23 protein-coding genes and 1 tRNA gene are annotated in these 23,535 nt (G+C 65.6%); 9 read left to right on the top strand and 15 right to left on the bottom strand.

Translation table 11 applies throughout. The features are described from left to right. Positions 1-393 (bottom strand): alcohol dehydrogenase catalytic domain-containing protein (locus ACODRX_RS11835; RefSeq protein WP_488871697.1); only part of this gene is annotated, 393 nt, incomplete at its 3' end. A gap of 144 nt (positions 394-537) precedes the next feature. Between ACODRX_RS11835 and ACODRX_RS11830 the strand changes: the two genes are divergently transcribed. Then, complete coding sequence (locus tag ACODRX_RS11830) at positions 538-1,557, top strand: AraC family transcriptional regulator (RefSeq protein WP_488871696.1); 1,020 nt, start codon at positions 538-540, stop codon at positions 1,555-1,557. Here the strand turns inward: ACODRX_RS11830 and ACODRX_RS11825 are convergent. Then, entirely contained in the window at positions 1,539-2,552 is a 1,014-nt protein-coding gene (locus ACODRX_RS11825) for an AraC family transcriptional regulator (RefSeq protein ID WP_488871695.1), read from the bottom strand. The two genes, ACODRX_RS11830 and ACODRX_RS11825, sit on opposite strands and share 19 nt — an antisense overlap. 100 nt (positions 2,553-2,652) lie before the next feature. Between ACODRX_RS11825 and ACODRX_RS11820 the strand changes: the two genes are divergently transcribed. Continuing rightward, the gene (locus ACODRX_RS11820) at positions 2,653-3,879 is read left to right on the top strand and encodes a porin (RefSeq protein ID WP_488871694.1); all 1,227 of its coding nucleotides are present in this window, start codon (positions 2,653-2,655) and stop codon (positions 3,877-3,879) included. Between the two features lie 9 nt (positions 3,880-3,888). Then, positions 3,889-5,529: a 3-(methylthio)propionyl-CoA ligase gene (locus tag ACODRX_RS11815; RefSeq protein WP_488871693.1), complete on the top strand. Its 1,641-nt coding sequence runs from the start codon at positions 3,889-3,891 to the stop codon at positions 5,527-5,529. Positions 5,530-5,550: 21 nt separating this feature from the next. On the opposite strand, the gene ACODRX_RS11810 is transcribed toward ACODRX_RS11815, so the two are convergent. Next, entirely contained in the window at positions 5,551-6,360 is an 810-nt protein-coding gene (locus ACODRX_RS11810) for a YggS family pyridoxal phosphate-dependent enzyme (protein WP_488871692.1), read from the bottom strand. Positions 6,361-6,364: 4 nt separating this feature from the next. Beyond that, positions 6,365-7,594, bottom strand: coding sequence for a benzoate/H(+) symporter BenE family transporter (locus ACODRX_RS11805; protein ID WP_488871691.1), 1,230 nt, complete (start codon positions 7,592-7,594; stop codon positions 6,365-6,367). A gap of 112 nt (positions 7,595-7,706) precedes the next feature. Here ACODRX_RS11805 and pdxR point away from each other — a divergent pair, with 112 nt between their 5' ends. Then, positions 7,707-9,188, top strand: a complete 1,482-nt coding sequence (gene pdxR, locus ACODRX_RS11800; protein ID WP_488871690.1) for a MocR-like pyridoxine biosynthesis transcription factor PdxR — start codon at positions 7,707-7,709, stop codon at positions 9,186-9,188. Positions 9,189-9,267: 79 nt separating this feature from the next. Here the strand turns inward: pdxR and ACODRX_RS11795 are convergent. The 10 genes from ACODRX_RS11795 to uvrB all read right to left on the bottom strand — a co-directional run bounded on the left by ACODRX_RS11795 (position 9,268) and on the right by uvrB (position 18,186). Continuing rightward, a tRNA-Val gene (locus ACODRX_RS11795) sits at positions 9,268-9,342 on the bottom strand. 76 nt (positions 9,343-9,418) lie between these two features. Next, a complete protein-coding gene (dnaQ, locus tag ACODRX_RS11790) occupies positions 9,419-10,135 on the bottom strand; it encodes a DNA polymerase III subunit epsilon (RefSeq protein WP_488871689.1) in 717 nt (238 codons plus the stop codon). A 103-nt stretch (positions 10,136-10,238) separates the two neighbouring features. Continuing rightward, positions 10,239-10,577: an ISC system 2Fe-2S type ferredoxin gene (gene fdx, locus ACODRX_RS11785; RefSeq protein ID WP_488871688.1), complete on the bottom strand. Its 339-nt coding sequence runs from the start codon at positions 10,575-10,577 to the stop codon at positions 10,239-10,241. A 16-nt stretch (positions 10,578-10,593) separates the two neighbouring features. Further along, the gene (gene hscA, locus ACODRX_RS11780) at positions 10,594-12,456 is read right to left on the bottom strand and encodes a Fe-S protein assembly chaperone HscA (protein WP_488871687.1); all 1,863 of its coding nucleotides are present in this window, start codon (positions 12,454-12,456) and stop codon (positions 10,594-10,596) included. 93 nt (positions 12,457-12,549) lie between these two features. Then, entirely contained in the window at positions 12,550-13,068 is a 519-nt protein-coding gene (hscB, locus tag ACODRX_RS11775) for a Fe-S protein assembly co-chaperone HscB (protein WP_488871686.1), read from the bottom strand. A 145-nt stretch (positions 13,069-13,213) separates the two neighbouring features. Then, on the bottom strand, positions 13,214-13,537 hold the full coding sequence (gene iscA / locus ACODRX_RS11770; RefSeq protein WP_488871685.1) for an iron-sulfur cluster assembly protein IscA: 324 nt from the start codon (positions 13,535-13,537) through the stop codon (positions 13,214-13,216). Positions 13,538-13,544: 7 nt separating this feature from the next. Continuing rightward, the gene (iscU, locus tag ACODRX_RS11765; RefSeq protein ID WP_488871684.1) at positions 13,545-13,943 is read right to left on the bottom strand and encodes a Fe-S cluster assembly scaffold IscU; all 399 of its coding nucleotides are present in this window, start codon (positions 13,941-13,943) and stop codon (positions 13,545-13,547) included. Between the two features lie 32 nt (positions 13,944-13,975). Next, positions 13,976-15,196, bottom strand: coding sequence for an IscS subfamily cysteine desulfurase (locus ACODRX_RS11760; protein WP_488871683.1), 1,221 nt, complete (start codon positions 15,194-15,196; stop codon positions 13,976-13,978). A 139-nt stretch (positions 15,197-15,335) separates the two neighbouring features. Further along, positions 15,336-15,872, bottom strand: a complete 537-nt coding sequence (gene iscR / locus ACODRX_RS11755) for a Fe-S cluster assembly transcriptional regulator IscR (RefSeq protein ID WP_460482365.1) — start codon at positions 15,870-15,872, stop codon at positions 15,336-15,338. A gap of 220 nt (positions 15,873-16,092) precedes the next feature. Next, positions 16,093-18,186 carry an excinuclease ABC subunit UvrB gene (gene uvrB, locus ACODRX_RS11750; protein ID WP_488871682.1) on the bottom strand — a complete coding sequence of 698 codons (2,094 nt, stop codon included), beginning with the start codon at positions 18,184-18,186 and terminating at the stop codon, positions 16,093-16,095. A gap of 137 nt (positions 18,187-18,323) precedes the next feature. On the opposite strand from uvrB, the gene ACODRX_RS11745 reads away from it, so the two are divergent. From ACODRX_RS11745 to ACODRX_RS11730, 4 genes are all read left to right on the top strand, one after another. Continuing rightward, a complete protein-coding gene (locus tag ACODRX_RS11745) occupies positions 18,324-19,523 on the top strand; it encodes an amino acid aminotransferase (protein ID WP_488871681.1) in 1,200 nt (399 codons plus the stop codon). Between the two features lie 74 nt (positions 19,524-19,597). Beyond that, positions 19,598-19,993: a sirohydrochlorin chelatase gene (locus ACODRX_RS11740; RefSeq protein ID WP_488871680.1), complete on the top strand. Its 396-nt coding sequence runs from the start codon at positions 19,598-19,600 to the stop codon at positions 19,991-19,993. A gap of 52 nt (positions 19,994-20,045) precedes the next feature. Beyond that, complete coding sequence (locus ACODRX_RS11735; RefSeq protein WP_488871679.1) at positions 20,046-20,987, top strand: CysB family HTH-type transcriptional regulator; 942 nt, start codon at positions 20,046-20,048, stop codon at positions 20,985-20,987. A 73-nt stretch (positions 20,988-21,060) separates the two neighbouring features. Next, positions 21,061-22,218 (top strand): pyridoxal phosphate-dependent aminotransferase, encoded by a 1,158-nt coding sequence (locus ACODRX_RS11730; RefSeq protein ID WP_488871678.1) that lies wholly within the window; start codon positions 21,061-21,063, stop codon positions 22,216-22,218. 8 nt (positions 22,219-22,226) lie between these two features. On the opposite strand, the gene ACODRX_RS11725 is transcribed toward ACODRX_RS11730, so the two are convergent. Next, a complete protein-coding gene (locus tag ACODRX_RS11725; protein WP_488871677.1) occupies positions 22,227-22,616 on the bottom strand; it encodes an acyl-CoA thioesterase in 390 nt (129 codons plus the stop codon). 260 nt (positions 22,617-22,876) lie between these two features. On the opposite strand from ACODRX_RS11725, the gene adk reads away from it, so the two are divergent. Continuing rightward, the gene (gene adk, locus ACODRX_RS11720) at positions 22,877-23,533 is read left to right on the top strand and encodes an adenylate kinase (protein WP_488871676.1); all 657 of its coding nucleotides are present in this window, start codon (positions 22,877-22,879) and stop codon (positions 23,531-23,533) included. The last annotated feature ends 2 nt before the right edge of the window (positions 23,534-23,535 follow it).

Genomic DNA, 23,535 nt, shown 5'->3' with positions numbered 1-23,535 from the left:
GTAGGCCGAGGTCAGGCCGCGCATGGTCATCGCGGCGGCGGTCTCGAAGGCGATGCCCTCGGGCAGCCGGATCAGCGGCGCCGCATCGATCAGGCGCTCGGTACTGTAGGCACCGAGCGTGTTGGTGAAGCCGGTGTAGGTTACCCGGTCGCCCACGGCCACCTGGGTCACGCCTTCGCCCAGCGCCTGCACCACGCCGGCAGCCTCTACCCCCATACCCGCGGGCAGCGGGATCGGATAGGTGCCATTGCGGAAGTAGGTGTCCGCATAGTTCAAGCCCACGGCCACATGGCGCAGGCGCACCTGGCCCGGCCCCGGGTTGCCTACTTCCACATCCTCGCAGCGCAGCACTTCGGGCGCGCCGACCTCATGAAAACGAATTGCCTTGACCATCGTGCCTGTCTCCTGATTCCTGCTGCTGGCGGGTTTGCGATGGACAAACTGTAGGGATGCCGCCCCCAAATCGACTTGGCAGTTGGCGCCATGCGCTTCGCTTTTCATGCCAGAATGCGCACAAACACCCTATCGAAAACCCCGATGAACACCTTGGTACGTGCGGCTGCGCTGACCAATTTCTTCGAGATTGCGCAGGCCCTTGGCTACAACCCGCAAGCGGCGCTGCGCAAGGCAGGGTTGACCGCAGCGATGCTGGCCGATCCGGAGCAACGCATTTCCGCCACGGCAGCCGTGGACCTGCTGGAGGAAGCCGCGCGGGAAAGCGCCTGCCCCACCTTTGGCCTGCGCATGGCCGAGTCGCGCCAGCTCTCGCACTTCGGCGCGGTGAGTCTGCTGATCTCCTTTCAGGCCACCTTGCGCGACGCACTGGCCACCACCATCAAGTACGGGCACCTGCTGAACGAATCGCTGGCCATGCAGATGGAGGATGTGGGCTCGATGGTGATCGTGCGCGAGGAGCTGCTCACCCGCGCGCCATCGCGCCAGGCCAATGAGCTGGCCATCGGCGTGCTGTACCGCCTGTGCTCGGCGCTGATGGGCGCACGCTGGAAGCCGATCACGGTGAATTTCAGCCATGCGGCCGCGCCGGACCAGGCCATGTACCGGCGGCTGTTCCAATGCCCGGTTGATTTCAACCAGGAGTTCAACGGCATCGTGCTGGCCGCCGCCGACCTGGACAAGCCCAACCCCTCGGCCGAGCCCGCGATGGCCCGGCATGCGCTGCGCTTCATCGAATCGCTGCCGAGCGCGAAGGCGCCGTCGATCGTTGCAGAGGTGCGCCACGCCATCTACCTGATGCTGCCCTCCGGCCGGGCCAGCTGCGCCTATATCGCCCAGGGCCTGGGGCTGAGCCTGCGCACCATGCAGCGGCAGCTGGATGAAGGCGGTGCCAGCTTCACCGACCTGCTCAACGAAGTGCGCAGCGAGCTGGCCCGGCGCTACATGGACAACCCGGAATACAGCCTCGCACGCGTCGCCGAGCTGCTGGGCTACAGCACGCCCAGCTCTTTCACCCGCTGGTTCTCGGCGCAATTCGGCATGGCGCCGGCGCGCTGGCGTGCTGACGCGCGCGCAGCTGAAAGTCAAGTCCCGCCGCGCTGACGCCATTGGGTCACACTGCAGCCAAAGCTGCAGCGGAACCAATAGCCAAAGGCGCTGAGCGAACCAAAGCCCAGCAGCTCGGCCACCTCTCCCAATGGCAGATCGCTGTCGCTCAGCTGGCGCTGCACCAGTTCGCGGCGTACCTCGCCCAGCAGCTCCGAGAAGCTCGTGCCCTCGGCGGCCAAGTGGCGATGAATGGTGCGCCGGTCCAGCTGTAGGTGGCGCGCCAGCTGCTGCGCGGTGCAGCGCCCGCCCGGCAGCAAGGCCACGATCAGCTGGCGCGCGGTCTCCGGCGTACCCGCTCCCTGCCGGTGCAGTGCCTGCTCCAGATAGTTGCGGGCAAAGCGGGCCATGCCCGGGTCCGATGCGGTGCGCCGTATCTGCAGGTCGGCCCCCTGGCACACCAGTCCGTTGAATTCCTGGTTGAAGCTCACCAATCCTGCGCCAAAGAACGCCTGGTGCCCGCTCGCCTCCTTGGGCGGCCGGTGGGCAAAGCACACCTGCACAGGGTGCCACTGCGGGCCGATCAGCTCGCGCAGGATGCGGAACATCACGCCTATGGCCAGCTCGATGGGCTGGCGCAGCGAGGCGCTGGGCTCCACCAGCATTTCCTCGCGGATGATGACCGTCGCGCCCTCCTCCTGGATGTGGGTGACCAGCGAGGCATTGAGCAGCCGCAGATAGCGGCACAGCGTATCGAGCGCCTGCCGTGGCGTGGCCTCGCCCAGCAGCACGAGGCTGATCGGCCCCAGGTTCGACAGGGTGCGCTGCGCCGCCAGCCGCAGCGCGAAATCCTCCACCCCCGAGCGCTCGGCGCTGAGCGCCAGCAAGCGCCCCACCGCCGCGGCGGGAAGCAGCATCTCCATGTCTGCCAAGCTGCGCGGCGACAGGCCTGCGCTGCGCAGGATCGCATGGGCATCGAGCCCCAGCGACGACGCCAGATCCACGTAGCCGCTCAGGCTGGCGCTGCGCACCATCCGTGTCAGGGTTGTCATGGATGTGTCCCAACTTCGATATTCAATGTCCCAAATTCTACAGCGGCAAAAGACAGGCTTCCCTAGCATTCGGCCCCATAACAACCCAGGAGACAAACCCATGAAACCGCATCGCACCGCCTTGGCACTGGCGGCAACGCTGGCTGCCCTGCCCCCTCTTCCCTCAGCAGCCCAGTCGGGCCTGAGCCTTTATGGCGCCATCGATTCCGGCGTGCTCAGCATCTCCAACACCAGCAGCGGCACCGGCTACCTGCCCAAGGCGGCCAGCCCCAACGGGCACACGCTCAAGCAAAAGGATGGCGGCATCGGCGGCAGCAATTTCGGCTTCCGGGGCACGGAAGACCTGGGCGGCGGCCTCAAGGCCCAGCTCCACCTGCAGGGCAACGTGTCCACCGAGAACGGTGCCGTGGGCGGCCCCAACAGCAGTGGCGGCACATCGTTCTTCAACCAATTCGCCACCGTGGGCCTGGCCGGCGCCTGGGGCACGATCAAGCTGGGACGCCAGGTATCGCCGCTGTACTACACCATGGCCGCCACCGACGCCCGTGGCGGCCGCTACTTCGGCAGCTCGCTGACCGGGCTGGTGGGGCTGAACAGCGCCAGCGGCGCCTTCGCCGGCAACAACTCCACCCCCGCGTTCGGTACTATCTACAACGACAACGTCGTGGCCTACACCGCGCCGGTGTGGAACCACCTCACCTTCAACGCGCTCTATGCCTTCGGCGAAACCGGCCACGGCGCCAGGGCCAACTCGCAGCAGGTGGCCACCGTGGTGTACGACGCCGATGGCCTCAAGCTCTCGGGCCTGGTCTACAACGGCTATGGCAACAACCTGCCGGTGGCCACGGCGGCCTACACCGCCGCCACCGGCAATCCGGCGGCGGGCGCAGCGGCGGCGGCCAAGGCCGGTTTCAGCCCCACGGCCAACACCAACCGGCTGTACTCGGCGGGCGCGCTGTACCGCTGGAGCGGCTATACCGTCGGCGCCAGCTATTTCGCGGCCCGCAACCCGGCCAGGGCCATCTTGCCGGGCGGCTCGTACAGCCTTGACATGTGGACCCTGGGCGCGGGCTGGGAGATCTCGCCCACGCTGGCCCTGTCCGCAGGCTACTACCACATCAAGGACAACACCAACGCCGGCCATCGGTCATCGCAATTGGCGCTGGGACTGGACTACCTGCTGTCGCGCCGCAGCACCCTGTATGCCGAAGGTGCCTACACCAGCAACCGGGGCAGCAACATGAACCTGAGCCCGGTCTACGCCACCGCGGTGGCCGCCAACCGCAACGCGGCGGCCGTAATGCTCGGCCTGCGCCACACTTTTTAGGAGACACCCATGCTTGGACACATGATGCAGCAGCCGCTGCTGATTTCGGCGCTGCTGCGCCACGCCGAACGCCACCATGGCGACCAGCTCATCGTCTCGCGCAGAGTCGAGGGCGATATCCACCGCTACAGCTACCACGACCTCGCTTCGCGCGCCCGCCGCCTCGCCAATGCCCTGGCCGCGCTGGGTGTGGGCAGCGGCCAACGCGTGGCCACGCTGGCCTGGAACGGCTACCGCCATCTGGAGCTGTACTACGCCGCCAGCGGCTCAGGCGCCGTGCTGCACACGCTGAACCCGCGCCTGCACGACGACCAGCTCGCCTGGATCGCCGAACACGCACAAGACCAGGTGCTGTGCTTCGAGCAGAGTTTTCTGCCACTGCTCGAACGCCTGGCGCCGCGCCTGCCCGGGGTGCGCCACTTCGTACTGCTGGCCGGCCCCGGGCATATGCCTGCGCGCAGCAGCATTCCCAACCTGCTGTGCTACGAAACCCTGCTGGCCGCCCACGACGACCACTACGACTGGCCGGAGTTCGACGAGAACACCGCATCCAGCCTGTGCTACACCAGCGGCACCACGGGCGAGCCCAAGGGCGTGCTGTACAGCCACCGCTCCACCGTGCTGCACAGCTACGCGTCGGCATTGCCGGACTCGTTCAACCTGTCGGCACGCGATGCCGTGCTGCCAGTGGTGCCGATGTTCCACGTCAACGCCTGGGGGCTGCCCTATTCGGCCTGCATGGTGGGCGCCAGGCTGGTGCTGCCTGGTCCCGCGCTGGACGGGCATTCGCTGCACGAGCTGATGGAATCCGAAGGCGTCACCCTGTCGGCCGGCGTGCCCACGGTGTGGCAGGGACTGCTTGGGCACATGCAGGCGGGGCGGCTGCGCTTTACCACCATGCGGCGCACCATCATCGGCGGCTCCGCCTGCTCTCCGGCAATGATGCAGGCCTTCGAGGACGACTATGGCGTGCAGGTGCTGCACGCCTGGGGAATGACCGAGCTGAGCCCTGCGGGCGCGATCTGCACACTCAAGAACGAGCAGCTCGGCTGGCCCGCCGAGCAGCGCCGCTCCGTGCAGGCCAAGCAGGGCCGAGCGCTGTTCGGCATCGACCTGAAGGTCGTCGATGCCGACGGCGCAGAACAGCCCTGGGACGGCCACAGCAGCGGCGAGCTGCTGGTGCGTGGCCACTGGGTGGCAGCCTCGTACCTGGGTGGCGACAGCGGCAGCCCGCTGCGAGCGGACGCCGGCGGCCAGGGCTGGTTCCCCACCGGCGACGTGGCCGCCATCGATGCGCAGGGCTTTATGAACATCACCGACCGCGCCAAGGACGTGATCAAGTCGGGCGGCGAATGGATAAGCTCCATCGACCTGGAGAACATCGCCATGGCGCATCCGTCGGTTGCCGCGGCGGCCTGCATTGCTGCCCGGCACCCCAAGTGGGACGAGCGCCCGCTGCTGATCGTCACCCGCAGGCCCGGCGCCGAGGTGTCGCGCGACGACCTGCTGGCCTTCTACGACGGCAAGATCGCCAAGTGGTGGACGCCCGACGATGTGCTGTTCGTCGAGCAGCTGCCGCTGGGCGCCACCGGCAAGGTGCTCAAGCACCAGCTGCGCAGCCAGTACCAGGACCATCTGCTGGCCCGCTAGGCAATGGCCCCGTGCCGGCGGCTAGCTGCCGGCACGGGCATCGATGCCGGGCCAGTAGTGGGCATCCGGCAAAGAGCGCGCGCCGAAGATGGCCTGGCCGACGCGCACCACGGTGGCGCCCTCCTCGATGGCAATCTCGAAGTCGCCCGACATGCCCATCGACAGCTCGCGCAGCTCGATGCCGGCAGGTGCCTCCTGGCGCAGTTGCTCACGCAGCTGGCGCAGCAGCGCGAAGCACCGGCGCACGCGCTCCGCCTCGCTGGAGAAGAGCGCCAGCGTCATCAGCCCGCGCACGCGCAGCGCGGACAAGGCGGGCAGCTGCCGGATGAAGCCAGGCACATCTTCGGGAGCCAGGCCGTACTTGCTGGCCTCGCCCGAGGTGTTGACCTGCACGAACACGTCCAGCTGCCGCCCCTCGGCCTGCAGGCGCCGCTCCAGCGCCTCGGCCACGCGCAGGCTGTCCAGCGCCTGGAACTCGCTGGCAAAGCGCGCCACCAGTTTTGCCTTGTTGGTCTGCAGGTGGCCAATGACCGACCAGCGCAGATCGGCCAGGTCCTGCATGGACTCCCATTTGCCACAGGCTTCCTGCGCCTTGTTCTCTCCGAGCATGCGGCAGCCCGCCTCATAGGCCAGGCGCAGGCTGGCCTCGGGCTTGGTCTTGCTGACCGGTAGCAGGCGCACGCCGGCCGGTTCGCGCCCGGCGCGCTGGCAGGCGGCGGCGATGCGGGCCTGCACGGCGGCGAGGTTGCGGCGGAAATCCAGGACCGTGGCGGCCTGGGGGTACAGGCCATGCTGGTCGTGGCGGGTCCGGGTTTCTGAGGGCATGGACATCGGTTCATCCTTTCCTGATGGCCGGCGCCGCCGCCGGCTGGTTGCGCCAGGGAATCCGGCCGTTGAGCACCGCATGGGCCAGCAGCCCGATCACCAGCCCCCAGAAGGCGCCGCCGATGCCGAGCATGCTGATGTTGGCCGCGGCGGCCAGAAAGGTGATCACAGAGGCTTCGCGCGCCTTGGCGTCGGCCAGCGCGCTGGCCAGGCTGGCGCCGATGGTACCCAGCAGGGCCAGGCCAGCCAGCGTGGTGATGAAGGTGGCCGGGAAGGCCATGAAGACTGCGGCCAGCGTCACCCCGAACACGCCTACGAGGATGTAGCACACGCCCGCAGCGATGCCGGCGATCCAGCGTCTCGACGGGTCCTCGTGCGCCTCGCGGCCCGTGGCAATCGCGGCCGTGATGGCGGCGATATTGAAGGCATGCGAGCCGAATGGCGCCATCAGCAGCGAGCCCAGGCCGGTAACGGTCACGATGGGGTTGGCGCTGGCCTTGAAGCCGTCGTTGCGCAGCACCAGCATGCCTGGCATGTACTGGCCGGTCAGCGTGATAAGGAACAGCGGCAGCGCAACGCTGAGCAAGGCGTTGAGCGAGAACTCCGGCCTGGTGAGCACGGGAGCCGCGAGCTTCAGCTCCAGCCCCGACAGGTCGACGCGGTGCTGCGCCAGCAGAAAGACCAGTCCCAGCACCAGGATGCCCACGACGGCATAGCGCGCAGCGGTGCGCTTGAGCACCACATAGGCCACGATCAGCAGGCCGGCCAGCGCGGGATCGGTACTCATGCCGCCAAAGGCCTTGATGCCGAACTGCAGCAGGATACCCGCGAGCAGCCCGGCCGCCACGCCGGGCGGGATCAGCCGGATGACGCGCTCGAAATAGCCCGACAGCCCCAGCACCACGAAGGCTGCGGCCGAGACCATGTATGCCCCCACGGCTTCGGCATATGGCGTGGCGGCCAGCGCCGTTACCAGAAATGCCGCGGCCGGCGTCGACCAGGCCGTGATGATGGGCTCGCGCATCGCCCAGCTCAGAAGCAGGCCCGTCACGCCCACGCCAATCGAGATCGACCACACCCACGAGGCCGTCAGCTCGGGGCTGAGGCCCGCCGCCTTGGCTGCCTGGAACACCAGGATGAAGGTGCCGCCGTAGTTGACGATGACCGAGATCAGGCCCGCGACGATGGGATGGGTGAGATCGGCCCAGCGAAGGAACGGGTATGGACTGGCAGATGGCATGGTCTTGGCACGACTCCCGAAAAAGAATGGATCGACTACCTGGCGGCATCCGATTTATAGAGGTGTAATGGCCTGGTAAACCCAACCACTTTCAGCAAGAGATACAGACCAATTGTTCAAACATGCCCAACTCGAATCGGTCAAGGCCTGGATGGGCGACCCCGTGCACGGCACATCGCCGCTGCATGTGCGCATACAGCGCGCCGTGCGGCAGCTGATCCTCGACGGCGCGCTCGATGTAGGGCGCCCTCTGCCGGCGTCGCGCGCGCTGGCCCGGTCGCTGGGCGTCTCGCGCGATACGGTGGAGTCAGCCTACAGCCAGCTGCACGCGGAGGGCTTCATCGAGCGGCGCGTGGGTAGCGGCAGCTTTGTTTCGGAGCAGGTTCAGCGCCTGCCTGGGCACGGCCTGGCGCGGCAATCTGCTGCGGGCAGGCCCGTGCTGCGACTGAGCCAGCGCGGCCATGCCATGCATGCGGGCGGCGGTGTGCGCGAATTTCTGGTGCCGCGCGCCTTTGCGCCCGGTGTGCCGGAAACGCGGAACTTCCCGTTGCATACCTGGGAGCGACTGCAGCGGCAGGTGCTCAAGGAGTACGGTACGCAGGCGCTGCTGCACAGCCCGCCCCAGGGCATGGAGCCGCTGCGCCGGGCCATTGCCAACTATGTGAGCCTGGAGCGCGGCGCACGCGCCACGCCCGAGCGGGTACTGGTGCTGAGCAGCTCGCAACAGGCGCTGACCCTGTGCGCCAACATGCTGCTCGATGCCGGGGAGCGCATCTTCATCGAAGACCCTGTCTATCACGGCGCCCGCAGGGCCTTCGATGCGGCGGGGCTGGCCTGCGTGCCCATACCGCTGGATGCCGATGGCATGCAGGTGGAGCGCCTTCAGTCAGCAGCGCCCGCCAAAGCTGTGTTTCTGACGCCCTCTCACCAGTTCCCGACCGGCGCTACGCTCGCGCTGGAGCGGCGCCTGGCCGCCGTCGAGTGGGCACGGCGCGAACAGGCCTGGATCATCGAGGACGACTACGACAGCGAATTCCACTACGAAGGCAAGCCAACGGCCTGCGTGCAGGGGCTCGATCCGCACGAGCGCACGATCTACATCGGCACCTTCACCAAATCGCTGTTTCCAGGACTGCGCATCGGCTACATGGTCTTGCCGCAGCAGTTGGTCGCCCCCATGACGGTGGCCCGCACGCTGCTGGACGGGCACAGCGCCCCGATTCCGCAGCTGACGCTGGCACGCTTCATCGAGGGTGGGCACCTGGGCGCCCACGTGCGCACCATGCGCGCCGTCTATGCCCAGCGGCGCGATACCCTGGCACGGCTGGTACGCGAGCATCTGGCCGATTTTCTGGAGCCAAGGGTACCTGCCGGCGGCATGCAGATGCCTTGCATTCTTACGTGCAGCATCTCTGAGCGCAAGGCCATCGATGCAGCCCGCAGCGCCGGGATCGACCTGCTGGGGTTGACGGCATTGCATGCATCGCCTAGGCACAAGGCCGGGTTTCTGATGGGTTTTGCCGCCCACACGCCGAATGAGCTGGAAGTGGCGGTGAAGAAGCTGGCACATGTGCTGCGCGCGCTGGATCGCTGAATCCCCGGCGTTTTCGCGATGCACGAACGCACCAATGCAAAAGGCCTGAGCAATCAATATTGCTCAGGCCTTTTGGATATGGTGGGTGATACATGGATCGAACATGTGACCCCTGCCGTGTGAAGGCAGTGCTCTACCGCTGAGCTAATCACCCGTACCACTGTGTGGCAAGACCGCTATTATGGCACCAAATTCGCTCTCAAAAAGATATGGGACGAATTTTTCTCGATTCAGGCCTGCTGGCGCCACACGGTCTTGTCGCCGCTGGACTTGTCGATCTGCGCCAGCACCGCCTCGTGCGCGGCCAGCTCCTGCTCGTTGGGTGCCAGCACCGGCAGCGCGAACTGGCTCAGGTCCACGCGGGCCACGGAGATACCTTGCGCCTGCGCGCCGTCGGCGCCGCTGTCGGGCGCATCCAGCAGCTGCTCCTGGCCGCGGGTCATGTTGATGTAGACATCGGCCAGCAGCTCGGCATCGAGCAAGGCGCCGTGCAGCGTGCGGCCCGAGTTGTCCACGTCGAGGCGGTCGCACAGCGCGTCCAGCGAGTTGCGCTTGCCGGGGAACAGCTCCTTGGCCATGGCCCAGGTGTCGATCACGCCGCTGACCAGGCTCTTGAGCGGCGGCAGGCCGGCCAGCTCGAACTCCTTGTTCAGAAAGCCCATGTCGAACGCGGCGTTGTGGATGATCAGCTCCGCGCCCTCAAGGTACTCGCGGATCTGGGCCGCTACCTCGTGAAAGCGCGGCTTGTCCTTGAGGAATTCATTGGTGATGCCATGCACCCGCAGCGCATCCTCGTGGCTGTCGCGGTCGGGGTTGAAGTACAGGTGCAGGTTGTTGCCGCTCAGGCGCCGGCCCAGCAGCTCCACGCAACCGAGCTCGATCACGCGGTCGCCCTGCTCGGCCGACAGGCCGGTGGTTTCGGTGTCAAGAATGATCTGGCGCGACATATAGACTATTCCTTTGTATCAATGACGATCCGGCGCCGGGCCGCCCCAAGCCGGATCAGCCCCCTTGGGGGGCAGCGACCCGTGGAACGGCGGAGCGTGGGGGTCAATGATTTTCCTTGGCATGGTTGAGCGAGTACTTGGGGATTTCCACCGTCAGGTCCTCGCGCGCCACGATGGCCTGGCACGACAGGCGCGACTGCGGCTCCAGCCCCCAGGCCTTGTCCAGCAGGTCGTCTTCCTCTTCCTCGGCCGGCTCCAGCGAGTCGAAGCCCTGGCGCACGATGACGTGGCAGGTGGTGCAGGCGCGGCTCATGTCGCAGGCATGCTCAATGTTGATGCCGTTTTCCAGCAGCGCTTCGCAGATGGAGGTACCGGCCGGCGCCTTGATTTCGGCGCCGTTCGGACAGTATTCGTGGTGGGGCAGGATCTTGATGACTGGCATGGTGTTATAGGAATGATCAAATGGACTGCACGTTCTTGCCGGTCAGCGCCTGGTGGATGCCGCGGTTCATGCGCTCGGCGGCAAACTCCTCGGTACCCTTGGCCAGGGCTTCGCTGGCGGCCTCGATCTTCGCTGCACTGTCGCCGGCGATCTCGGCCCGCAGCGCGGCCATCAGGCCATCGACCGCAGTCCGGCTGGCATCTGACAACAGGTCGCCATCGGCATCCAGCGCGCTTTGCGTGGCCAGCAGCAGACGCTCGCCGTCGACACGCGCCTCGACCAGCGCGCGCGCCTGGATGTCCTCGGCCGCGGTGCTGAAACTCTCTTGCAGCATGCGCGCGATCTGCTCGTCCGACAAGCCGTAGGATGGCTTGACGTCGATCTGCGCCTGCACGCCGCTGGCCTGCTCCTCGGCGCTCACCGACAGCAGGCCGTCGGCATCGATGGTGAAGGTCACGCGGATGCGCGCCGCGCCCGCGGCCATGGGCGGTATGCCGCGCAGCTCGAAGCGCGCCAGGCTGCGGCAGTCCTGCACCAGGTCGCGCTCGCCCTGCACCACATGGATGGCGAGCGCGGTCTGGCCATCCTTATAGGTGGTGAAGTCCTGCGCGCGCGCGGTGGGAATGGTCTCGTTGCGGCTGACGATGCGCTCCACCAGCCCGCCCATGGTCTCAATGCCCAGCGACAGCGGAATCACATCCAGCAGCAGCAGGTCGCCATGCGTGTCGTTGCCCGCCAGCTGGTTGGCCTGGATGGCCGCGCCCAGCGCCACCACCTCGTCGGGGTTCAGGTTGACCAGCGGCTCACAGCCGAAATACCGGCCCACGGCGGCGCGCACCTGCGGCATGCGGGTGGAGCCGCCCACCATGACCACGCCCTGCACTTCGTCGGCCGCCAGTTGCGCATCGCGCAGCGCGCGGCGCACGGCCGCCAGCGTGCGCTCGGTCAGCGGCTGGGTGATGGCGTCGAAATCGGCGCGGGTGAGCGGCATGGCGATGCTGGCGCCCGCCAGCTGGGCACGCACGGCCACGCTGTCCTGCGCGGTCAGCGCCTCCTTGGCTTGCTTGGCCGCATGGCGCAGCAACGCTTTGTCCTCGGCCGATACGGCCTCGGCCCCGCTTTGCCGCAGCACCCATTGCACGATGGCGGCATCGTAGTCGTCACCGCCCAGCGCCGAATCGCCGCCGGTGGCGATGACCTCGAACACGCCGCGGGTCAGCCGCAGGATGGAGATGTCGAAAGTGCCGCCACCCAGGTCGTACACCGCGTAAATACCCTCGGCCGCGTTGTCCAGGCCATAGGCGATCGCGGCCGCGGTGGGCTCGTTGATCAGGCGCAGCAGCTTGATGCCGGCGAGCTGCGCCGCATCCTTGGTGGCCTGGCGCTGCGCGTCGTCGAAATATGCCGGCACGGTGATGACGGCGCCATACAGCTCGTCGTTGAAGCTGTCTTCTGCGCGATAGCGCAGCGTGGCCAGGATCTCGGCGCTGATCTCCACCGGCGACTTGCGTCCGGCCACGGTCTCGATCGCCACCATGCCCGAATCCTCGGGCTGCACCAGCTGGTAGGGCAAGGCGCCAGCGCCCTGCACATCGGCCAGCGTGCGCCCCATCAGGCGCTTGGCCGAGGCAATCGTGTTGGCCGCATCCTGCCCGGGGTGGGCCAGCGCCGCATGGCCGATCTCGCGCTTGCCATTCGCCAGGTAATGCACCACCGAGGGCAGCAGCACGCGGCCCTGCTCGTCGGGCAGGCATTCGGCCGCGCCATGGCGCACCGCCGCCACCAGCGAATGCGTGGTGCCCAGGTCTATGCCCACGGCGATGCGCCGCTGGTGCGGATCAGGGGATTGGCCGGGTTCGGAGATTTGCAGCAGTGCCATGGTGTCGTGATCGGTGAAAAGGTTCTAGGGCCTGCGCAGGCGCATCCGCGCGGCCAGCAACTCGCGCGCGAGGCCGGCTTGCACAGGCCGCGCTTATTGTTCCAGCTGTTCGCGCCGGCGGTCGATATCGGCCAGAAAGCGCGCAACGAACATAAGGGCTCTGACCTGCTGCGCGGCCTGCGCCCAGTCGTGCTCATCGTCGAGCAGCAGCTGGCAACGCCCCAGCATGGCCTGGCGGGTGATCTGCACCTGCTTTTCCAGCGCATCCACATCGGCCGCGGTGGCCGCATCCTCCAGCGCCTCGCGCCATTCCATCTGCTCCATCAGGAAGGCGGCCGGCATCGCGGTATTGTCTTCGGCGCGGATCGGGGCGCCATGCAACTCGCACAGGTAGGCAGCGCGCTTGAGTGGGTCCTTCAGGCGCTGCCAGGCCTCGTTGATGCGCACCGACCATTGCATGGCCACACGCTGCGCCGCCGCGCCCTGGGCGGCGAAGCGGTCGGGGTGCGCCTGGCGCTGCAATTCCTTCCAGCGCTCGGCCAGCACCCCGGCATCCTGCGCGAAGCGGGGCTCCACGCCAAACAGCTCGAAATCGTTGGATTGCAGGTTCATCGTAAAAAAAACCGCCAGTCAACGGCGGTTCGCGGGAGATGAGCTTATCAAAAAAATGAGCTGCTTGCGCTTACCTCTATTGGTTTTCAGATAGTTTTTATATTGAAAACCAATAAAATCAAACGCTTCCAGCTCTCTTTTTTGATTACACCCGGAAGCTCTCGCCGCAGCCGCAGCGATCGCGCTCGTTCGGGTTGTGGAACTTGAAACCCTCGTTCAGCCCTTCGCGCACAAAGTCCAGCTCGGTGCCGTCGATATAGGCCAGGCTCTTGGGATCGATCATCACCTTCACGCCATGGTCTTCGAACACCACGTCCTCGGGCGCCTGCTCATCCACATATTCCAGCTTGTAGGCCAAGCCGGAACAGCCCGTGGTCTTGACCCCCAGGCGCACGCCCACGCCCTTGCCGCGCCGCGACAGGTAGCGATGGATGTGGCGTGCGGCCGATTCGGAAAGCGTGACGGCCATGGTGCGATCAGGCCTCCACCTTGGCGGCGTGCTTGGCCTTGTAGTCCGACACCGCGGCCTTGATGGCGTCTTCCGCCAGGATGGAGCAGTGGATCTTCACCGGCGGCAGCGCCAACTCCTGCGCGATCTCGCTGTTCTTGAGCGCAGCCGCCTCGTCCAGCGTCTTGCCCTTGACCCATTCGGTCACCAGCGACGACGAAGCGATCGCCGAGCCGCAGCCATAGGTCTTGAAGCGCGCGTCCTCGATGACGCCGGTGTCGGGATTGACCTTGATCTGCAGCTTCATCACGTCGCCGCAGGCCGGTGCGCCCACCATGCCGGTGCCCACCGACTCGTCACCCTTGTCGAACGAGCCCACGTTGCGGGGGTTTTCGTAGTGGTCGATGACCTTGTCCGAATATGCCATTTTGATACCTCGTCAACTAGTCTTGCGGCCCGTCAGTGCGCCGCCCATTGGATGGTGGAGAGGTCCACCCCGTCCTTGTACATTTCCCACAGCGGCGAGAGCTCGCGCAGCTTGGCCACGTTGGTGCGGATCGACTCGACCGCGTAGTCGATATCCTCCGCCTTGGTGAAGCGGCCGAAGGTCATGCGCAGGCTGCTGTGGGCCAGCTCGTCGCTGCGGCCCAGCGCGCGCAGCACATAGCTCGGCTCCAGGCTGGCCGAAGTGCAGGCCGAGCCGGACGACACCGCCAGCCCCTTGATGCCCATGATCAGCGACTCGCCCTCGACGAAATTGAAGCTGATGTTCAGGTTGTGCGGCACGCGGTGCACCAGGTCGCCGTTGATGAACACCTGCTCGATATCCGAGAGGCCGTCCAGCATGCGCTGCTGCAGCGCCTTGGCGTGGGCGTAGTCCTGCGCCATTTCCTCGCGGGCCAGGCGGAAGGCCTCGCCCATGCCGACGATCTGGTGCGTGGGCAGCGTGCCCGAGCGCATGCCGCGCTCATGGCCGCCGCCATGCATCTGTGCCTCGATGCGAATGCGCGGCTTGCGGCGCACGTACAGCGCGCCAATGCCCTTGGGGCCGTAGCTCTTGTGCGAAGCCAGGCTCATCAGGTCGACCTTGAGCTTTTGCAGGTCGATCTCCACCTTGCCGGTGGCCTGGGCCGCATCGACGTGGAAGATGATGCCCTTGTCGCGGCACAGCTCGCCGATCGCAGGAATGTCCTGGATCACGCCGATTTCGTTGTTCACGAACATCACGCTGATCAGGATGGTGTCCGGACGGATCGCGGCCTTGAGCGCCTCCAGGTCGAGCAGGCCGTTTTCCTGCACGTCCATGTAGGTGACCTCGAAGCCTTCGCGCTCCAGGGCGCGCATGGTGTCCAGCACGGCCTTGTGCTCGGTCTTCACCGTGATCAGGTGCTTGCCCTTGCCCTTGTAGAACTGGGCTGCGCCCTTGATCGCCAGGTTGTCGGACTCGGTCGCACCGCTGGTCCACACGATTTCCCGGGGATCGGCATTGATCAGCGCGGCCACGTCGGCGCGCGCCTTCTCGACCGCGGCCTCCGCCTCCCAGCCCCAGGCATGGCTGCGCGATGCCGGGTTGCCGTAATGCTCGCCGAGCCACGGTATCATGGCTTGCACCACGCGCGGGTCGACCGGCGTGGTCGCGCCGTAATCCAGGTAAATCGGGAAATGTGGGGTCATGTCCATGGCAGGCTCTCTCGGCTGGCTCTGTTATCGATAGCTATCTTCTGATTGCAAGCGGCCACACCAAGGCTGTCATGCGCATGCATGACAGCCGCGGCCGCGAACTGTAGTGTTTACGGCATGGCGAATCCGCTGCAAGGCTTCATGACTTGGCAAACGCGTTGCCAAGGGCAAACACGGAATTGGGCGCCGTGACGCGAATCGGCTTGACCACCGGCGTGGTCGAGATGGCGCGGCGCACCACGGGCTTGTCCTCGATCTGGATGCCCTTGGCCAATTGGTCGTCCACCAGCTTCTGCAGGGTCACGGAATCCAGGAACTCCACCATGCGCTGGTTCAGCGATGCCCACAACTCGTGCGTCATGCAGCGGCCGGCCTCGCCCAGGCAGTTTTCCTTGCCGCCGCACTGCGTGGCATCGATCGGCTCGTCCACCGAGACGATGATGTCGGCCACAGTGATCTCGGCAGCCTTGCGCGCCAGCGTGTAGCCACCGCCCGGGCCACGGGTGGATTCCACCAGCTCGTGGCGGCGCAGCTTGCCAAACAGCTGCTCCAGATACGACAGCGAAATCTGCTGGCGCTGGCTGATGGCGGCAAGAGTCACGGGGCCATTGTTCTGGCGCAGTGCCAGATCAATCATTGCGGTTACTGCAAAACGGCCTTTGGTCGTGAGTCGCATAATCATTCCTTAGAGGTCAGGCTTGATCATCAAAGACATTCCGTTGCAGGCAAGCCACCCGCAACGGCATCGTCCTAGCCCGTCGCTCCACCCTGCTTTCGCAAGGCGACTCCCATTCATCGATAAGGGCTTTCTTCTTGTTGTTGAGTGTTTTACGCAAGTATAGCACAAACCCCCTCACCGTGCTCAAGTAAGCGCGTGAAAGCGAAATTTCTCAGGATTAACCCTTTGGTGGATTCCCTAGGAAATGGCTGCTGGCGCCGAAGGCCCGCTCCTTCAGCAGGCTCAGCTGGTCGCGTGTGCGCGCCGCGGCCTCGAACTCCAGATTGCGCGCATATTCGAGCATCTGCTTCTCCAAGCGTTTGATTTCCTTGGAAATATCCTTTTCCGACAAATCCTCGATCTGGGCTTTTTGCAGCGCTTCCTGCTCTACGCGCTCGATTTCACCCAGCGCCTTGGCGCTGTAGACACCGTCAATAAGGTCGCGCACCCTCTTGACAATGCTCTTGGGTTGTATTCCATTTTTTTCGTTGAACTCAATCTGCCTGGCCCGGCGCCGCCCGGTCTCGTCCATGGCCTTTTTCATCGAGTCGGTGATGCGGTCGGCATACAGGATGGCCTTGCCGTTGAGGTTGCGCGCGGCCCGGCCTATGGTCTGTATCAGGCTGCGCTCGGCGCGCAGAAAGCCTTCCTTGTCCGCATCCAGGATCGCCACCAGCGATACCTCCGGAATGTCCAGGCCCTCGCGCAGCAGGTTGATGCCCACCAGCACGTCGAAGCTGCCCAGGCGCAGGTCGCGGATGATCTCCACCCGCTCCACCGTGTCCACGTCGCTGTGCAGGTAGCGCACCTTGACGCCGTTGTCGGTGAGGTATTCGGTCAGCTGCTCGGCCATGCGCTTGGTCAGCGTGGTGATGAGCACGCGCTCGCGCTGCTCCACCCGCAGGCGGATCTCCTGCAGCACGTCGTCCACCTGGTGGGTGGCAGGGCGCACCTCCACCTCGGGGTCGACCAGGCCGGTGGGCCGCACCACCTGCTCCACCACCTGGCCGGCGTGGGTCTTCTCGTAGTCCGCCGGCGTGGCCGAGACGAAGATCACCTGCCGCATGCGGCGCTCGAACTCCTCGAACTTCAGCGGCCGGTTGTCCAGTGCCGAAGGCAGCCTGAAGCCATATTCCACCAGCGTGGTCTTGCGCGCCCGGTCGCCGTTGTACATGGCGTTGAGCTGGCCGATCATCTGGTGGCTTTCATCCAGGAACATGATCGCGTCGCCAGGCAGGTAGTCGGTCAGCGTGCTGGGCGGATCGCCCGGCGCCGCGCCCGAGAGGTGGCGGGTGTAGTTCTCGATGCCCTTGCAGTGCCCGACCTCGCTGAGCATCTCCAGGTCGAACCGGGTGCGCTGCTCCAGCCGCTGCGCCTCCACCAGCTTGCCTTCGTCCACCAGCTGCTTGAGCCGCTCGGCCAGCTCCTGCTTGATGGTCTCGACCGCAGCCAGCACCTTGTCGCGCGGCGTCACATAGTGGCTGCTGGGGTAGACGGTGAAGCGCGGGATCTTCTGCTGGATGCGGCCGGTGAGCGGGTCGAACAGCGACAGCGTCTCGATCTCGTCGTCGAACAGCTCGATGCGGATTGCCAGCTCCGAGTGCTCGGCCGGGAACACGTCGATGGTGTCGCCGCGCACGCGGAACTTGCCGCGCGAGAAATCCTGGTCGTTGCGCTGGTACTGCATGCGGATGAGCTGCGAGATCGCGTCGCGCTGGCTCATCTGGTCTCCCACGCGCATGGTCATGATCATGCGGTGGTAGCTCTCGGGCTCGCCGATGCCGTAGATGGCCGACACCGTGCCCACGATGACCACGTCGCGCCGCTCCATGATGCTCTTGGTGCACGACAGGCGCATCTGCTCGATGTGCTCGTTGATCGCGCTGTCCTTCTCGATGAACAGGTCGCGCTGCGGCACATAGGCCTCGGGCTGGTAGTAGTCGTAGTAGCTGACGAAGTACTCCACCGCGTTCTTCGGGAAGAACTCGCGGAACTCGCTGTACAGCTGGGCGGCGAGCGTCTTGTTGGGCGCGAAGACGATCGCGGGCCGCCCCAGCTGCGCAATCACGTTCGCCATGGTGAAGGTCTTGCCCGAGCCGGTCACGCCCAGCAGGGTCTGGAAGGCTTCGCCATCCTGCACGCCCTCCACCAGCTGCGCGATCGCGGTGGGCTGGTCGCCGGCAGGCGGATAGGGCTGGAACAGCTGGAACGGCGAATCCGGATACTGGACAAACTGCCCTGCGGCGGGCGCCTCGGTGGTGACTTCGTGCATGGTGTGCCTGCGGCTGCTGGCGCAGCTAGAATACTTGGGTTTACCCCAAAGCCTAATGCAAATTGAGGGCTCATCCCTGGTCGGATGGAGGTCATCTGGGGGCGACACACCGTATTTCCACCCTTCAAGGACTCGACATGTCTCTGTTTTCCGCCGTCGAAATGGCACCCCGCGACCCGATTCTGGGTCTGAACGAGCAATTCGCCGCCGACACCAACCCCAACAAGGTGAATCTGGGCGTGGGTGTGTATTTCGACGACAACGGCAAACTTCCGCTGCTGCAGTGCGTGCAGGCCGCGGAAAAGGCCATGATGGACAAGCCCACGCCGCGCGGCTACCTGCCGATCGACGGCATTGCCGCCTATGACAGCGCGGTGAAGGCCCTGGTGTTCGGCGCCGACTCCGAGCCGGTCAAGGCCGGCCGCGTGGCCACGGTGCAGGCCGTGGGCGGCACCGGCGGCCTGAAGATCGGCGCCGACTTTCTGAAGAAGCTCAACCCCGAAGCCAAGGTGCTGATCTCCGACCCGAGCTGGGAAAACCACCGCGCCATCTTCACCAACGCAGGCTTCGAAGTCGGCAGCTACCGCTACTACGATGCCGCCACCCGCTCGGTCGATTTCGACGGCATGCTGGCCGACCTGAACGCCGCCGCGCCCGGCACCATCGTGGTGCTGCACGCCTGCTGCCACAACCCCACCGGCTATGACATCAGCGCCGCGCAGTGGGACCAGGTGATCGCCACGGTCAAGGCCCGCAAGCTCACCGCCTTCCTGGACATGGCCTACCAGGGCTTTGGCCACGGCATCCAGGAAGACGGCGCCGCCGTCGACAAGTTCGTCGCCGCTGGGCTGAGCATCTTCGTGTCCACCTCGTTCTCCAAGAGCTTCAGCCTGTACGGCGAGCGCGTGGGCGCGCTGTCGGTGGTCTGCGCCGACAAGGACGAAGCCGCCCGCGTGCTGAGCCAGCTCAAGATCGTCATCCGCACCAACTACTCCAACCCGCCCACCCATGGCGGCGCCGTGGTGGCCGCGGTGCTGAACAACCCCGAGCTGCGCGCGCTGTGGGAGAAGGAACTGGGCGAGATGCGCGTGCGCATCAAGCAAATGCGCCAGAAGCTGGTCGACGGCCTGAAGGCCGCCGGCGTGAAGCAAGACATGGGCTTCATCACCACACAGATCGGCATGTTCAGCTACTCCGGCCTGTCCAAGGACCAGATGGTGCGCCTGCGCAGCGAATTCGGCGTGTACGGCACCGACACCGGCCGCATGTGCGTGGCCGCGCTCAACAGCAAGAACATCGACTACGTCTGCGCCTGCGTGGCCAAGGTGCTGGCTTAAGCGCCGGCCCTCTCCGCTGCTGAACGACGCCGCCCTTGCGCGGCGTTTTTATTGAAACACCCCATCAAACCGGCATGCGCCACACCACCTCCCCCAGCCACGGACTGATCCTGCTGTCGCACGGCTCGCGCGACCCCTTCTGGCGCCGCAATGCCGAGCAGCTGCTGCAATCGGTACATGCCGCCTATCCGGGCGCCGCGGTCGGCAGCGCCTACCTCGACTGGTGCGAGCCGAGCCTGCCCGAGGAGCTGGCCCGGCTGCTGCGCGCGCACCCGGCTCTTACCACCATCACCATCTGGCCGCTGCTGTTCGGCGTGGGCCGGCATGCCAGCGAAGACATTCCCGCGCTGGTGGCCGGGCTGGCCCGCCAGCATCCGCAGCTGCAGCTGCAGATTGCGCCCGCGATGGGCGAGGATGCCCGGGTGCTGCAATTGCTCACGGCCGTGGCGGGAGACCATTTGCAGCCCTGATGCATATGCTTCTAAAGCATAATGATGCACAACTTTATACATACCCTGACGTATGAACCTGCATCAGTTCCGTTTCGTGCAAGAGGCCGCGCGCCGCAACCTCAACCTGACCGAGGCCGCCAAGGCCTTGCACACCTCGCAACCCGGCGTCTCCAAGGCCATCATCGAGCTGGAGGAAGAGCTCGGGATCGATATCTTCGCGCGCCACGGCAAGCGCCTCAAGCGCATTACCGAGCCTGGCCTGCAGGTGCTCAAGAGCATAGAGATCATCATGCGCGAGGTGGGCAACTTGAAGCGCATCGGCGACCAGTACAGCGCCCAGGACAGCGGTACGCTGGCGATTGCCACCACCCACACCCAGGCGCGCTACGTGCTGCCCGTGCCCGTGGCCAAGCTGCGCGAGCACTACCCCAAGGTCACCGTCAGTCTGCACCAGGCCACGCCGCACGAAGTGGCCCGCATGGTGATAGATGAGCAGGCGGAAATCGGCATGGCCACCGAGTCGCTGTCGGACTACCCCGACCTGGTCACGCTACCCTGCTACGAGTGGCAGCACGTGCTGGTGCTGCCCCACCAGCATCCGCTGGCGCAGAAGGAGCGCATCACGCTGGAGGACATCGCGGCGGAGCCGCTGGTCACCTACCACCCCTCGTTCACCGGCCGCGGCAAGATCGACCATGCAATGGCGCAGCGCCATCTCACGCCCAGGATCGTGCTGGAAGCCATCGACTCCGACGTGATCAAGACCTATGTGCGCCTGGGCCTGGGCCTGGGCATCGTGGCCGAGATGGCGATGCGCGACGACCCGCTCAAGGACCTGGCCGTGCGCCCCATGGGCCACCTTTTCGGCCAGAACGTGGCGCGCGTAGCCTTCAAGCGCGGCGCCTACATGCGCAATTTCGTCTACAAGTTCGCCGAACTGCTGAGCGACCGGCTGAGCCGCGACCTGATCGACCGTGCCATGGTCGGCCATGTGGCCGACTACGAGCTGTGAAGATCCTTTATTGATAGCTGCAAACGCCTGCCATTCAATAGATACTGGCATATTTCACTATTATTTCCGCACCATGCAAGCGACCACCCCCGCCTTCGAAAGCCGCCTGCCCGCCGTGGGCACCACCATCTTCACCGTGATGTCGGCGCTGGCCACCGAGCACCGGGCCGTCAACCTGGGCCAGGGCTTTCCGGATTTCGACTGCGACCCGGCCCTGGTCGACGCCGTCACCCGCGCCATGCAGGCCGGCCACAACCAGTACCCGCCCATGCCCGGCGTGCCGGTGCTGCGCGAAGCCGTGTCGCAGAAGATCGAGGCGCTGTACGGCCGCCGCTACGACGCGACCAGCGAGATCACCGTCACCGCCGGCGCCACCCAGGCGATCCTGACGGCCATCCTGTGCTGCGTGGGCCCGGGCGACGAAGTCATCGTGCTCGACCCTTGCTACGACAGCTATGCGCCCAACATCGTGCTGGCCGGCGGCACCGCGGTGCGCGTGCCGCTCACGCCGATCAGCTTTCGGCCCGACTTCGGCAAGATCGCCGCCGCCATCACCGGCAAGACGCGCCTGCTCATCATCAACAGCCCGCACAACCCCAGCGGCAGCACCTGGACCGCGCAAGAGATGCAACAGCTGCAGGATTTGCTCGCGCCCACCAATGTGCTGCTGCTCAGCGACGAGGTCTACGAGCACATGGTGTTCGACGGCGCCCAGCACCAGAGCGCATCGCGCTTTGCCGGGCTGGCGGCGCGGGCCTTCGTGGTATCGAGCTTCGGCAAGACCTTCCATGTGACCGGCTGGAAGGTCGGCACCGTGGCCGCCCCCGCCGCGCTGAGCGCCGAATTCCGCAAGGTGCACCAGTTCAACGTTTTCACCGTCAACACGCCGATGCAGGTCGGCCTGGCCGACTACCTGAAGAACCCGGCGCCCTACCGCGAGCTGCCGGCCTTCTACAGCGCCAAGCGCGACCTGTTCCGCGAAGGCCTGGCCGGCTCACGTTTCAAGCTGCTGCCCTGTACCGGCACCTACTTCCAGTGCGCGGACATCTCCGCCGTCACCGACCTGCCGGAGGCCGACTACTGCCAGCAGCTGGTCAAGGAGCACGGCGTGGCGGCGATCCCGCTGTCGGCCTTCTATGGCGACGGCTTCGACCAGAAGGTGATCCGCTTTTGCTTTGCCAAGAAGGACGAGACGCTGCGCGCGGCGCTGGCGCAGCTGCGCAGGCTCTGACCGCGCCCTCAGGCTTGAACCATGGCGCGCAGGGACTGCGGCAGATCCACCGCCTTGCGCTGCACCTGGTCGACCCAGACTATGGTGGCGCCGCCGCTGGCATAGAGCACACCGGGTTCGCCCTCCTGCTCGATCTCGTACCAGGTCTCGAACGCGGTGCGCGTGGGATCGCTGACATACATCTTCACCAGCAACCGCGCCGGGTATTCGATCTGGCGCACGAAATTGCAAAACGCATTCACCACCACCGCGCCGCGCCCCTGGCTGTAGGGTGACTGGGGCAGGCCATGCAGCCACTCGACCCGGGCCGTCTCCATGTAGCGGAAATACACCGTGTTGTTGACATGCCCGAGCCTGTCCATATCGCCCCAGCGCACGTCCATCAGGGAGTCGTGCACCCACTTTTTTTGTTCCGGCAGCGAAATTCTCATAAATCCTTCCTAATTCTCACGGCAGTCTAGCGGCCTTTGCCCATGTCCGCGGCCCATGCGCCTCTGAGCAGCCGCTTGTTCCAGACCGGAACACCTCGGTAAAACCCACGATTTCAATTAGGTGACATTCATCCGCGCCGTGATATGCTCAACTCAGTTTCCACACAGTGACGGGCTTTGCAGGCCCGTTTCTGCTGCCATAAAGATATAACCATTCGAGGAAGAGTATGAAGCTGATCCTACTGGGAGCGCCTGGTGCCGGCAAAGGCACGCAGGCGACATTCATCTGCCAGAAATACGGCATCCCCCAAATCTCCACCGGCGACATGCTGCGTGCGGCCGTCAAGGCCGGCACGCCACTGGGCCTGCAGGCCAAGGCCGTGATGGATGCCGGCCAGTTGGTGAGCGACGACCTCATCATCAACCTCGTCAAGGAACGCATCGCCCAGGCCGACTGCGCCAACGGCTTCCTGTTCGATGGTTTTCCCCGCACCATCCCGCAGGCCGACGCGATGAAGGATGCCGGCGTGAAGCTCGACTACGTGCTGGAGATCGACGTGCCCTTCGACGCCATCATCGAGCGCATGAGCGGCCGCCGCTCGCACCCGGCCTCGGGCCGCACCTACCACGTCAAGTTCAACCCGCCCAAGGTCGAAGGCCAGGACGACGTGACCGGCGAGGCGCTGATCCAGCGCGAGGACGACAAGGAAGAAACCGTCAAGAAGCGTCTCGACGTCTACAGCCAGCAAACCCGCCCGCTGGTCGACTACTACAGCGCCTGGGCCCAACGCGATGCGGCCAGCGCCCCCAAGTACCGTGCCATCAGCGGCATGGGCAGCGTGGAGGAAATCACCGCCCGCGCCCTAGGCGCGCTGGAATCCTGAGC

The sequence above is a fragment of the Comamonas sp. FG99 genome, from assembly GCF_057808605.1.
Note: the sequence above shows the minus strand (reverse complement) of the source record. Positions and strands in the feature narration are given on the sequence as shown.